At 57.5% G+C, this 12,743-nt stretch carries 8 protein-coding genes and 1 tRNA gene; 5 read left to right on the top strand and 4 right to left on the bottom strand.

Translation table 11 applies throughout. The annotated features are described in order from the left end of the window. The 3 genes from V8J84_RS13610 to ypfJ all read right to left on the bottom strand — a co-directional run. On the bottom strand, positions 1-4,521 hold a 4,521-nt coding region (locus tag V8J84_RS13610), incomplete at its 3' end, for an Ig-like domain-containing protein (protein ID WP_339932030.1). 697 nt (positions 4,522-5,218) lie between these two features. Next, a tRNA-Leu gene (locus tag V8J84_RS13605) sits at positions 5,219-5,304 on the bottom strand. Between the two features lie 62 nt (positions 5,305-5,366). Next, positions 5,367-6,221 (bottom strand): KPN_02809 family neutral zinc metallopeptidase, encoded by an 855-nt coding sequence (ypfJ, locus tag V8J84_RS13600; protein ID WP_339932028.1) that lies wholly within the window; start codon positions 6,219-6,221, stop codon positions 5,367-5,369. A gap of 111 nt (positions 6,222-6,332) precedes the next feature. Here ypfJ and V8J84_RS13595 point away from each other — a divergent pair, with 111 nt between their 5' ends. Together V8J84_RS13595 and V8J84_RS13590 are read left to right on the top strand one after the other, a co-directional pair. After that, a complete protein-coding gene (locus tag V8J84_RS13595) occupies positions 6,333-6,911 on the top strand; it encodes a YqaA family protein (RefSeq protein WP_339932026.1) in 579 nt (192 codons plus the stop codon). After that, the gene (locus V8J84_RS13590; RefSeq protein WP_339932024.1) at positions 6,908-7,357 is read left to right on the top strand and encodes a disulfide bond formation protein B; all 450 of its coding nucleotides are present in this window, start codon (positions 6,908-6,910) and stop codon (positions 7,355-7,357) included. The genes V8J84_RS13595 and V8J84_RS13590 overlap by 4 nt, the downstream gene beginning before the upstream one ends. Here V8J84_RS13590 and V8J84_RS13585 read toward each other — a convergent pair. After that, entirely contained in the window at positions 7,343-7,762 is a 420-nt protein-coding gene (locus tag V8J84_RS13585; protein WP_339932022.1) for an Lrp/AsnC family transcriptional regulator, read from the bottom strand. The two genes, V8J84_RS13590 and V8J84_RS13585, sit on opposite strands and share 15 nt — an antisense overlap. A gap of 86 nt (positions 7,763-7,848) precedes the next feature. Here V8J84_RS13585 and rocF point away from each other — a divergent pair, with 86 nt between their 5' ends. The 3 genes from rocF to gyrA all read left to right on the top strand — a co-directional run bounded on the left by rocF (position 7,849) and on the right by gyrA (position 12,691). Beyond that, a complete protein-coding gene (gene rocF / locus V8J84_RS13580) occupies positions 7,849-8,793 on the top strand; it encodes an arginase (RefSeq protein WP_339932020.1) in 945 nt (314 codons plus the stop codon). After that, the gene (locus V8J84_RS13575) at positions 8,790-9,836 is read left to right on the top strand and encodes an ornithine cyclodeaminase (RefSeq protein ID WP_339932018.1); all 1,047 of its coding nucleotides are present in this window, start codon (positions 8,790-8,792) and stop codon (positions 9,834-9,836) included. Before rocF ends, V8J84_RS13575 begins: the two co-directional genes overlap by 4 nt. Before the next feature lie 110 nt (positions 9,837-9,946). Beyond that, the gene (gene gyrA / locus V8J84_RS13570; protein WP_339932016.1) at positions 9,947-12,691 is read left to right on the top strand and encodes a DNA gyrase subunit A; all 2,745 of its coding nucleotides are present in this window, start codon (positions 9,947-9,949) and stop codon (positions 12,689-12,691) included. Positions 12,692-12,743: the final 52 nt, after the last annotated feature.

Below are 12,743 nucleotides of genomic sequence, written 5' to 3'. Positions count from 1 at the left end.
CGTATCCTCATCCGTCGTGCCGGTATCGGCGACAGCCACGGGGCCGTCGTTTGTGCCGGTCACTGTGACGGTGACGGTTGTGGTGTCTGTGAGGCCGTTGTCGTCGACGATGGTGTAGGTGACCGTGGTCTCCTGCGTCTCGCCCTCGCCCAGATCGTCAAAGTCGCCATCGGGATCGAAGCTGGCCGTGCCATCGGGGTTGATGGTGAAGCTACCGCCGTTATCGCCGTCCACAGGCTGGCCCACATTGGCCGGATCGCCGTCAACTTCGGAGACCGTCAGAGGATCATCCTCAGGGTCCTCGTCATTGCCCAGCACGTTATCCAACACAATCGCCGTGTCCTGATCGGTGGCATCGGTATCGGCCACTGCGGTAGGTGCATCGTTCGTGCCAGTGACCGTTATTGTCACCATCGCCGTCGAGGTTTCACCGGACGGGTCAGTCACAGTGTAAGTCACTGTTGTTGTGGCTTCTTCACCTTCGTCCAGATCGTCAAACTCGCCATTTGGATCAAAGAATGTCGATCCATCGGGGTTGATCGTGATGAGACCGCCATTGTCGCCTGCAACTGGTGTGCCCACGCCAGCGGGATCGCCGTTCACCTCGGCCACTGTCAGCGGATCATCTTCCGGATCGGTGTCGTTGCCGAGCACGTTCAGAATTTCGTCAGCAGGATCGGCGTCTTCGTCTGTTGTGCCAGCATCATCTACAGCCACAGGACCATCGTTCAGGCCGTTGACGCGGATCGTCAGCGTCGTTGTTGCTGTGCCGCCGTTACCGTCGGACACCGTGTAAGTCACGGATGTTTCGGCGGATTCCCCCGGTGCCAGTTCTTCGAACTCACCGTTGGCAGAGAAGTCGAATGACCCGTCGGGATTGATGACAAATGTACCGCCATTATCGCCAGCGATCACATCGCCGACACCGCTGTCAGGTGCATTCACACCGACAACCGTCAGCGTGTCGCCATCGGGGTCGATGTCGAGGCCAGCGTTGTTGTCGGACGGATTGGTGATGACATTGCCATCAACATCGCCAGTCGTCTCGTCCTCAGTCACGATATAGAGGTCAGGACACGCAATTGGATCATCGTTCGTGCCGTTGATCGTGAAGGTGACTGTGGCCGTGTCTTCCAGACCATCGGGATCGGTGATCGTGTAAGTGATCGAGGTCGAGGCCGTATCGCCAGCACCAAGATCATCAAATTCACCGTTGGCATCAAAGTCGATTGTGCCATCAGCGTTGACTGTGAACAGACCACCATTGTCGCCAGCAACCACGTTGCCGACATTGCCAGCCGCGCCGTTGACTTGGCTGACCGCCAGATCGGACTGGTCATCGTCAACATCGCTGTCTTCGCCAGCACCAGTGTTTTCGGTAATCGCGTTGCCATCGGTGTCGCCAGCGTCTTCGTTCTGGTCAACGGTATAGGCGTTGTCAGTGGCAACCGGGCCATCGTTTGTGCCGGTGACTGTAAAGGTTACGGTGGCAGTGTCTTCGCCGCCCTGACCGTCAGCGATTGTGTAAGTGACAGAAACTGTGGCCTCTTCGCCTTCGCCAAGGTCTTCGAAGTCACCATCAGGATCGAATGAGACCGAGCCATCTGCATTGATCGTAACTGTGCCGCCGTCGGCCAGATCAACAGGCTGGCCCACATTTGCAGGGTCGCCATCGACCGCAGTGACGGTCAGCGGATCATTTTCAGGATCGCTATCGGCGCCGTTGCCGTTGTTGCCTGTGATGACATTGCCAAGCGGTGTTGCACCATCATCTTCGCCCACGCCAAAGCCGTCATCGGTTGCGTCAGGGCCAAAGTTGAATGGCGTGCCAAGGATTTGTTCGATCTCGACGAAATCAATCTCTTCGCCTGTCGGGTCGCCATTTTCGTCAACAAAGATGACCTTGCCGTCGATGCCGTTGCCGTTGCTGTCCGGGATCGGATCGCCAGTGCCATCAGGGCCGGTGAGGATGAATTCACCCTGCCCGGTCAGGTCCAGAACGTCGTTGTCGTCACCTTCGGAACCACCGTCGACCACATCACCGGCACCGCCGAGGATTGTATCGGCATCAGCGCCGCCAAAGACGGTATCAGCACCTGCGTCACCGGACAGAAGATCGTCGCCGACCTTACCGAAGATCACATCGTCGCCGGTGCCACCAAAGATTGTGTCATCGCCACCTTCGCTGACAGTGTCGGCCGCAGTGGTGAAGAAGTTGATATCGGACACATCGACACGCTGGTCGGTTGTCTCGCCATTATCATAGTCGATTTCGATGCGGGCCACGGGACCTGCAATTTCAAACAGAACAGAGCCTGCCGCAGACGCCGGTGTCACACCGCTGCTGTCTTCGACGCCGCCAGTGACGGTGTTGCCGTTGACAACCTGTGCGCCGTTTTCTGGCGTGATGGTCACAGCTACCGCATTCCCATCCGCGTCGAAGGCGCGAACAGTCACGATGTCGATGTGATCATCTGCATCAGTTCCGTTGTCGATGTCATTGATACGGAACGAAACATTCTGAACTTCGTCGCCATAGGCGCTGTCGTCAGACGAGAATGTCAGCGTGGTTGTCGATGTGTTATCAACGCCGCCTTCACCACCCAGACCATAGAGATACAGACCGGAGTTGGCGGCAAAGTTCTCGCCCGCCTCAACATACATGTCTGTGTCGCGGATTTCGGCAACGGCGCCATCGTCCTGCTGGTTGAACGAAACAGACACGTCCATGCCACCAACAGAATATGTCTGTGCCGCACCCAGACCAGTGCCGACAGGTGCCGCAGATGTCCAGTTCAGGGTCAGTTCGTCGACGCGGCCATCGCTGCCTTCGTCTTCATCACCGCACAGGACGTCGTTACCCGAACCACCTTCGATCAGGTCGTTACCAGCACCACCTTGAATGTCGTCGTTGCCGGCACCGCCGAACAGCTCGTCATCGCCAGCCTGACCGTCGATTACGTCATCGCCGTCCTGACCTTTGATGGTGTCGCCTGTATCCAGCGCCTCACCATCCAGTGTGTAGGACAGGTTATCAATCGCGCCGGAGCCGTTGATGATGACTTCCATGCGCACCACGCCATCTGTGTCGATGGTCTGGCTCAACTCGCCCTGATTGGCGGTTTGCGCGGTGTCAATCTGACGGATCAGGTTGCCGTTCATGTCGTAAAGCTTGATCCAGGCACCGCCTTCGATGTCCTTGAAATCAAGCGACTCAACGGTCGCCGGACCGTCAAAATCAAATACAAATGTGCCGCCCGATGCATTGTCATCAGGATCGGAGCCATCGCGGTCCTCGGACAGGATCAGAATGTTACCAAGCGTATCGGACCCCAGATCGTGATCGCCACCTGTTGGGTTGGCAGAATCAAAAATCATCACCGGATTATGCGGGTCAGCGGAATAGATGTGCACGCCATTGGCCGCATACTGACCGTTTACAAAATCGCCGGCTGCAAGGTCATTGAAATCAAGCGTGCCGTTAAAGCTGATGCCGCCGCCGATCAGCGTGTCATCACCGCTGCCACCATCGATATTGTCGGAATCAGCGCCACCAAACACGGTGTCCTTACCTGCGCCACCGACCAGATTGTCGTCGCCTTTGCCGCCGGCAACAAGGTCATCGCCGTCGCCGCCGTTGACCGTATCATTGCCAAGACCGCCTACAACCGTGTCGTTGTTCTTGCCACCCCAAAGGTCGTCGTTACCATCGCCGCCAAAAACAAGGTCGTCGCCCGCGCTTGCTTCGATCTTGTCGTCGCCCGTTCCACCGTAGGCCAGATCGTCACCACCGCCGGTAAACAGCATATCGTTGCCGGACCCGCCGTAAACTTCGTCATCGCCAGCGCCGGAGCGCACAACGTCGTTGCCGCCCTCGGCCAGAACAACATCATCCTGCGCGGCTTCACCGGGCAGGATTTCGTCGTTGTTATCAATTTTGTCGCCCTGCGGATCATCAAGGTATCCGGCGTCGATGATGTTATCATCGTCATTGCCGTTCACATAACCGTCCAGCTGCGGCGGCAGATCGAATGTGATGTCGCTAACGGCAACGGTGCTGGAATAGTCGCGGCCCGGTCCATCATCCAGAACAATCCAGAACGTCTTGAGCGGACCTGCGATGCAGACTTCGATATCCTGGCTGCCGTCATCCATGCCGGGGCCGTTAGATGTGTTGTGATCGCCGACAACGGTGTTGCCGTTTACTGTGTGGTTACCGGTGACTTCAAACGAGACAGGGACAGGATTCCCGTCTGCATCTTTTGTCATGATGGTAATTTCGTCCCAGTTATCGACGTCCAGGAGGGTGAACTTGACGTTCTCGACCTCTTGATCGAACCGGATGTCCGCGTTGCTGTCTGTTCTGACGTCCCAATTCTTGAGCATGCCGTTCTCGACAAACCACTGCTTGTGCTCTGCGTTCTCGGGGGTTGAGACCGAAACCTGAACGGACTGGCCGTCCTGTGTCAGTGTCTGGCTGCCATCGGATCCAATATGATCCCAATCAATCTTAAACGTCATCCTGTCGTCTCCTAATCACCACGGGGCACGCAACCCTCGTTTAGAAACCTGTCGACAGCCAAAGGATGGCCCAAAAGCCATTGCCGATAACTGCCAGTAGCTCCCAAATGAGGAACCACACACATCACTCTGCTGTCGGTCGGGATCGCCCCTTGCGTTGCAGACATTCATTCACCTCAAACCAATGCGGTTTCAGGCCCGGTCGCCCCAATCGACCGGTTTGCCCCCCAGTTGGGCCTCACCTACGTATCGGCATGCTGCGATTTAACAAAGGGAAAAATGGCGAAAACCTGCCGTTTAGGGCAGAATTGAGAAGCTGATTTAGCCTAGGACACTGCGTCAACTTGGTGAAATGCGGCGGCATTGTTTCCAATGCGTGCACAGCGAAATTCAATTGCGCTCAAAAATCGTGCATTAAGGGCCAAATACCCCCAATATCGTCCAATATCAGGGCAAAACTGTTTCCATTTGTTCAGCCCAAGCACATCGCCAATTCAGGTTAACGTAGCGTCACCACGTCAACGAAACCTGCTGCACATTGTTGCGTTGCTGCGGATAATCGCCCTGTTTTGAAGATATTAAAGAACAGTAAAAGGCCACGACACGCATAGATTGTGCGGTTCAGGGAATCACTATTTGTTCAAATTAAGGCGCATCAAAGACCCGCAAATGCGGCTGTCGTCATTTGATTTGAAGCTGGTACCGGTGGCCGGACTCGAACCGGCACAACATTGCTGTCGGGGGATTTTGAATCCCCTGCGTCTACCATTCCGCCACACCGGCTTCAGGCGTGTCGTTTAAGTCAGGCGTGCCAAAGGGTCAATCTATGATCTGCCCGAATTGCGCTAAAGTTGGTCGCTGGAAAACGTGTCGCAATCGGTCATGTCACCGCTTTCAAATCCGCGCTGAAACCAGCGCTGCCGCTGCGCGCTTGTGCCGTGCGTAAACGTATGCGGCTGCACAGTACGACCGGCGTTGCGGGCCAACGTATCATCACCGATCTGGGCTGCAGCGTTCATTGCCTCGGCAATGTCACCGCGCTCAAGCGATCCGAATTTTTCCTGTGCGGTGCGTGCCCAGATGCCAGAGTAACAGTCTGCTTGTAGCTCGATCCTCACGGAAATGGCATTTGATTCCGCGCGAGGTGATTGCTGCCGGATCAGGTTGGCCTGTCCCAGAATACCAAGTTCATTTTGAACGTGATGCGCAACTTCATGGGCCACGACATATGCTGCTGCAAAGTCGCCGCCTGCGCCAAGGCGCTGTTCCATCGTCACGAAAAAATCAGTGTCCAGATAGGCTTTTTCTTCTGGCGGGCAGTAGAACGGACCGGACGCCGCACTCGCACCACCGCATGCCGACTGTGTCGCGCCTTTGAACAGCACCAGCGTTGGCGGATCGTAGGGCGCACCAACCTGACGGTTGAAGATATCGGCCCAAACCTCCTCGGTGTCAGCCAGTGTTACGGCCACAAATTCAGCGGCACGCTCATCCGCGGGCGTAATCTCGGCAGAGCTGGACTGGACTGCGCCACCCCCCTGACCGTTCAAAAGCGGCGTGACATCCACGCCAAAGAAATAGCCGATCAGCAGCACGATGATGACACCAACACCGCCAATGCCGCCTGCGCCGCGTGCCATGCTGCCACGGCTGCGTCTGTCTTCGATATTCCGGCTTCTGCGTCGACCTTGCCATTTCATGTGCACAACTCCCTGATTGCAGCATAGATTACTTGGATCACGGCCTTGCACAAGGTTGACCCTTTGTGCCGATCATGTCCTAAGCCAACGCAGACAAGGCGAGGTTGGTTCATGCTGCGCAGACTTTACGATTGGACACTGGGTTTGGCGCAGTCGCCCTACGCGCTTTGGGCGCTTGCTGTGGTGGCCTTTGTTGAATCGTCCTTCTTTCCGATCCCGCCAGATGTTCTGATGATCCCGATGATCATCGCCGCGCCGCGCCGTGCCTTTTTGATCGCTGGCGTGGCCACGGTCTCATCCGTTCTGGGCGGGCTTTTCGGCTATGTGATTGGCGCGTTTCTGTTCGACACTATCGGCCAGCCAATCTTTGATTTTTACGGCAAGGCCGACGCCGTGGCAGAGTTCAGCGCCAACTTTAATACCTACGGCGCGTGGGCGGTGCTGATCGCGGGCATCACGCCGTTCCCGTTCAAGGTCATCACGATCATGTCGGGCGTTACAGGTCTGTCGCTACCGATCTTCATCTTCTCGGCCATCGCCGCGCGCGCTTTGCGGTTTTTCATCGTGGCGGTTCTTTTGTGGCAGTTCGGCGCACCCATTCGTGACTTCATCGAACGCCGTCTGGGCCTTGTGTTTGTGATCTTCTGTGTGCTTTTGATTGGCGGCTTTTTCCTTGTGGGGCTTTTATGACGTGTAAGACCTATACGATCCTTGCGGCGGGCGGCTCTGCGGCCTTGCTGATCGGTGCATATCTGTTCCAGTTCGCAGGATATCCGCCTTGTCAAATGTGCTACTGGCAACGCTGGCCGCATTTTGCCGCTGTGGCGATCGGGGCTATTGCGCTCTATTTCGGTGCAAAGGCGCTTACATGGCTTGGCGCGCTGGCCGCAGCAACTACAAGCGGGATTGGCATCTATCACACCGGGGTGGAGCGTGGATGGTGGGAAGGTCCCACGTCCTGCACGGGCGGCGGTGATCTGCTGTCTGGCGATTTGCTTTCCACGGATGGGCCACGACTTGTGATGTGTGATCAAGTCAGTTGGGAATTCCTGACGCTTTCAATGGCGTCATGGAATGCGATTTTCTCCGCCGTCCTGATGGTGCTTTGGATCAAGGCGGCGCTATCGGCGCGTTGAAAGCAGTAGCGATGTTTCCGACCGCGTGATCCCGTCCAGCCGCCGGATCGCGACAAGTACCTGATCAAAGCTTTCCAGCGTGTCTGTCCCGATCTCTGCGATCAGATCCCATGTGCCGTTTGTCGAATGCACCGCTTGCACAGCAGGCATCCCCCGCAAAGTCTTGGCGATCTTTTCGGCCCCGCGCCCGACAATCTCAAGCATCATCAGCCCGCGCACCGGATGGGATGTGACGTCACTGCGCGTCAGCACGGTAAACCCCGCAATCTCTCCACTGGCTACAAGCCGGTCCATGCGGGCCCGCACCGTTGCGCGTGTGACCCCAAGATCGGCGGCGAGTTCTGACAAGGTCGCGCGCCCGTCACGGCGCAGAAGCCCGATTAGCTGATTGTCCGTTTTGTCCATTCTGGCTGCCCAAGATGTGTAATCGACGTTCATTATGCACATCTTGGCGGCTTCACCTACCCTCGTTTTGTGCGGATGATCAGGATATGACAAAACATGATTCAAACACCCACTGTATCCTCATCGGGGCACCTGTAGATTGCGGCAAGCGTCGTCAGGGCTGTCTGATGGGGCCCGACGCCTACCGCACCGCCGGTATCGCAGACGCCATCACCGACCTTGGCCGCACCGTCACCGACTTGGGCAATCTCGCCCCTGCTGACGTGACCGTGCCTGCGCCCAACAACCCGCTGGTGCATGATCTGGCGCGCACCGTGGGCTGGACGCAGACGCTGATGCAGGCCGCACAGGATGCGGCACCTGACGGCATGCCGATTTTTCTGGGCGGCGACCATGCGCTGGCCGCTGGCACCGTGGCCGGCATGGCCGCGCATGCGCAAAAGCTGGGCAAGCCGTTCTTTGTGCTGTGGCTGGACGCGCACACCGATATTCATACGCCTGACACGACCGACAGCGGCAACCTGCACGGCACACCCGTCGGCTATTTCACGGGTCGCGAAGGATTCGATGCCTTCCCGCCCCTGCCCGTTCAAGTCCCGCTTGGGAACATTTGTATGGTTGGCCTGCGATCAGTTGATCCGGCTGAGAAAGCCGCACTCGACGGCTCGGACGCCACATTGCTGGACATGCGCTCCATCGATGAAAACGGCATTGCGGGGCCGCTGTCGGCCTTCCTCGACCGTGTAATCGCAGAGGACGGCGTGCTGCACGTGTCGCTCGACGTGGACTTCCTTGATCCGTCCATCGCACCCGGTGTCGGGACAACCGTCCCCGGTGGTGCAACCGTGCGCGAGGCGCATCTGATCATGGAGATGCTGTGCGACAGCGGCGTTGTCGGATCGCTTGATCTGGTGGAACTGAACCCGTTCATGGACGACCGTGGCAAAACCGCGAACCTGATGGTGGACCTGACCGCATCGCTTCTGGGTCGCCGCGTCTTTGACCGCCTCACACGGAGCAGCCGCACATGATCAAGCCATCAAAGCTGGCAATGGTGCCATTTGTTTCCGTGCAGGACATGATGAACCTTGTCCACGATATCGGGCTGGAAACGGTTCTGCGTGAGCTTGCCGAGGAAATCGAAAAAGACTTCATCCGCTGGGAATCCTTCGACAAGACACCCCGTGTCGGCAGTCATTCCGACGTGGGCGTCATCGAATTGATGCCCACATCGGACGGTGAGATGTACGGTTTCAAATACGTCAACGGCCACCCCAAGAACATGGCCGAGGGCCTGCAGACCGTCACCGCGTTTGGCCTGCTGGCGGATGTATATTCCGGCTACCCGCTGATGCTGTCGGAAATGACGGTACTGACCGCACTGCGGACGGCGGCCATGTCAGCTGTGGCGACAAAACATCTTGCACCAAAGGGCATCACCACAATGGCGATGATCGGCAATGGTGCGCAGTCAGAGTTCCAGTCGCTCGCCATGAAAGCGGTGTGCGGGATCACAACTGTCCGGCTTTACGACATCGATCCGGCAGCCACCGAAAAATGTGCCGCCAATCTGGCCGATAGCGGCCTGACCGTTGTGTCCTGCAAGACCCCGGAAGAGGCGATTGAAGGCGCGCAGGTCATCACGACGGCCACCGCAGACAAGGACATGCAAACCATCCTGACCGACAACATGGTCGGCGCTGGCGTGCACATCAACGCCATCGGCGGCGACTGCCCTGGCAAGACGGAATTGCACCGCGATATCGTGGATCGGTCCACCGTGTTTGTCGAATACCCGCCACAAACGCGGATCGAGGGCGAGATACAACAGTTCCCCGAAGATTATCCAGTCACCGAGCTTTGGCAGGTCATCGCAGGTCAGGTTGATGGTCGCACCTCGGCCAATGAGGTCACGCTTTTTGATGGTGTCGGCTTTGCGATCGAGGACTTTTCGGCGCTGCGCTATGTCCACCGCAAAATCAAAGGCACTGCGCATTTCGTGAACCTCGATATGATCGCCGATCCGGATGATCCGCGCGATCTGTTCGGGATGCTGCAACGGGCCAAGGCCTAGGCCGCGTAAAACAAGGGATATGGGGGCGATAGTGATTGCACCCCATATCCGGTGTCTGATAGGTTGCCTGCAACAAGATAGAGCAGACTTATCAGCGCGAGGCTACCGACGTGAGCGACACACCGGAAACTCCTGAAAACGCAGACGAAAATGGCGCAACGCCACCCTCGTTCGAGGGGCCTTCGGTCACGATCGAACACGAGCTGAAAACCTCGTATCTTGACTATGCCATGTCGGTCATCGTCAGCCGGGCCATTCCGGACCTGCGCGACGGCCTGAAACCGGTCCACCGCCGCATTCTTTTTGCGATGCACGAGACGGGTAACACCCACGACAAATCCTACCGCAAGTCCGCACGTCCTGTGGGCGATGTTATGGGTCAGTATCACCCGCACGGTGACAGTGCGATCTATGACGCACTGGTGCGCATGGCGCAGGATTTCTCCATGTCGCTGCCGCTGCTGGATGGTCAGGGCAACTTTGGTTCGATGGACGGCGATAACCCTGCCGCCATGCGCTATACCGAAGTACGGATGGACCGCCCTGCATCTGATCTGCTGGCCGATATCGACAAGGACACCGTTGATTTTCAGGACAACTATGACGGCAAGCAAAAAGAGCCGACCGTCCTGCCCGCGCGCTTCCCCAACATGCTGGTCAACGGCGCTGGTGGTATCGCGGTTGGTATGGCCACGAACATTCCGCCGCATAACCTTGGCGAAGTGATCGATGCGACTTTGGCGCTGACAGAAAACCCTGATCTGACGTCTGAGGACCTGATCGAATACGTCCCCGGCCCTGATTTCCCGACGGGTGGCATCATGCTGGGCCGCTCTGGCGCGCGCAAAGCGTATCTTGAGGGGCGCGGTTCCGTTGTTGTCCGGTCCAAGACCCATATCGAGGAAATCCGCAAAGATCGCTGGGCGATCATCATTGATGAAATCCCCTATCAGGTGAACAAGTCGACGATGGTCGAGCGCATCGCGGAAGCTGCGCGCGACAAAAAGATCGAAGGCATCGCCCACGTGCAGGACGAAACCAGCCGCACGGGTGTGCGCGTTGTGGTCGAACTGAAGCGGGATGCCACGGCAGAGGTCGTGCTGAACCAGCTGTTCCGCTTTACCCCGATGCAGACCTACTTTGGCTGTAACATGTTGGCCCTGAACGGCGGCCGACCTGAACAACTGACCCTGCGCAGCTTCCTCACGAACTTCATCGCGTTCCGCGAAGATGTGGTGGCCCGCCGCACCGCGTTTATGCTACGCAAGGCGCGCGAGCGGTCGCATATCCTGTGCGGTTTGGCCGTTGCCGTCACGAACATCGACGAAATCGTCGCCACGATCCGCCAGTCCGCCGATGCGGCTGAAGCCCGTGAAAAGCTGATGACGCGCCGCTGGCCCGCGCAACCGATCCTTGAGTATATCGCGCTGATCGACGATCCGACCCATACGGCCAACGATGACGGCACCTATAACCTCTCTGAGACGCAGGCCCGCGCAATCCTTGAATTGCGCCTGCAACGCCTGACACAGATCGGTGTGAAAGAAGTCACTGACGAGTTGAAAGAGTTGGCCGCGAAAATCCGCGAATACCTTGAAATTCTGGGATCGCGCGAGCGCATCATGCAGATCATTCGTGATGAGTTGACCGAAGTCCGCGAAAAATATGCCGTGCCCCGCCGTACCGAGATTGTGGACTGGTCCGGCGATATGGACGACGAAGACCTGATCGAGCGTGAAGAGATGGTCGTGACCGTGACATCCGGCGGCTACATCAAACGTACCGCTTTGGCCGATTTCCGCGCGCAACGGCGTGGCGGCAAGGGCGTGGGCTCCATGGCGACCAAAGAAGAAGATGTGGTGACCACACTCTTTGTGGCCAACACACATACGCAACTGCTGTTCTTTACGACTGACGGCATGGTCTACAAGCTCAAGACGTGGCGCCTGCCCTTGGGTAGTCGCACCGCCAAGGGCAAGGCCATTGTGAACATTCTCCCAATCCCGACAGGTGTCTCCATCGCGGCGATCATGCCCGTTGACCGCCCCGAGGAGGATTGGGACGACTTGCAAGTCGTGTTCTGCACCGACGCAGGCACCGTGCGCCGCAACAAGCTGTCCGACTTCACGAACGTGAAATCCAACGGCAAGATCGCAATGAAATTCGAGGGCGAGAATGAAGGCATGAGCCTGATTAACGCCCGCATCGCGTCCAACGATGATGATGTGATGCTGGTCACAAACTCTGGCCGCGCGATCCGTTTCCCCGCCACAGACGTGCGCGTATTCAACAGCCGCAATTCGGTTGGTGTGCGCGGCATCCGTCTTGGCGACAATGACACAGTGGTATCGATGTCGATTATCCGTCACTTCGAGGCCGATCCAGCCGAGCGTGCAGCATACCTCAAGATGCGCCGCGCCATGGCGGGCCTGACTGATGATGCCGAAAATGAAGACGAAGACGAGGTGCCAGCGGGCGATCTGTCGACAGAACGCTACGCCGAAATGTCGGCCGCCGAGAACCTGATCCTGACGATCACATCAAAAGGGTCTGGTAAGTTGTCGTCCTCACACGATTATCCTGTACGCGGGCGTGGCGGCATGGGTGTCATGGCGATGGACAAGGCGATGCGCGGCGGTGAGCTGGTGAGCTCCTTCCCGGTTGAGATGTCGGACCAGATTATGCTGGTCACCTCCACCGGCCAGTCGATCCGTGTGCCGGTCGAAGGCATCAGCTTCCGATCTCGCTCTGCTGGCGGTGTGAAGGTGTTTGATACCGCCAAAAACGAACATGTCGTATCGGTTGCCTGGATCGCCGAGCAGGACGAAGAAGACACAGGTGATGCAGCCGAATAAGGCTGCGTCACCAATTTATTGCCTCAAAAGCTGCGATGATGTAACGATTACT

It is taken from the genome of Yoonia sp. 208BN28-4, from assembly GCF_037543925.1.
Lineage (GTDB): Bacteria > Pseudomonadota > Alphaproteobacteria > Rhodobacterales > Rhodobacteraceae > Yoonia.
This window is presented reverse-complemented; position numbering and strand designations above follow the sequence as displayed.

Excerpts from the sequence above, each read along its gene's own strand:
- ypfJ (WP_339932028.1), bottom strand. The coding sequence starts at position 6,221 with ATGAAATGGCAAGGTCGACGCAGAAGCCGGAATATCGAAGACAGACGC.
- V8J84_RS13595 (WP_339932026.1), top strand. The coding sequence starts at position 6,333 with ATGCTGCGCAGACTTTACGATTGGACACTGGGTTTGGCGCAGTCGCCC.
- V8J84_RS13590 (WP_339932024.1), top strand. The coding sequence starts at position 6,908 with ATGACGTGTAAGACCTATACGATCCTTGCGGCGGGCGGCTCTGCGGCC.
- V8J84_RS13585 (WP_339932022.1), bottom strand. The coding sequence starts at position 7,762 with ATGGACAAAACGGACAATCAGCTAATCGGGCTTCTGCGCCGTGACGGG.
- rocF (WP_339932020.1), top strand. The coding sequence starts at position 7,849 with ATGACAAAACATGATTCAAACACCCACTGTATCCTCATCGGGGCACCT.
- V8J84_RS13575 (WP_339932018.1), top strand. The coding sequence starts at position 8,790 with ATGATCAAGCCATCAAAGCTGGCAATGGTGCCATTTGTTTCCGTGCAG.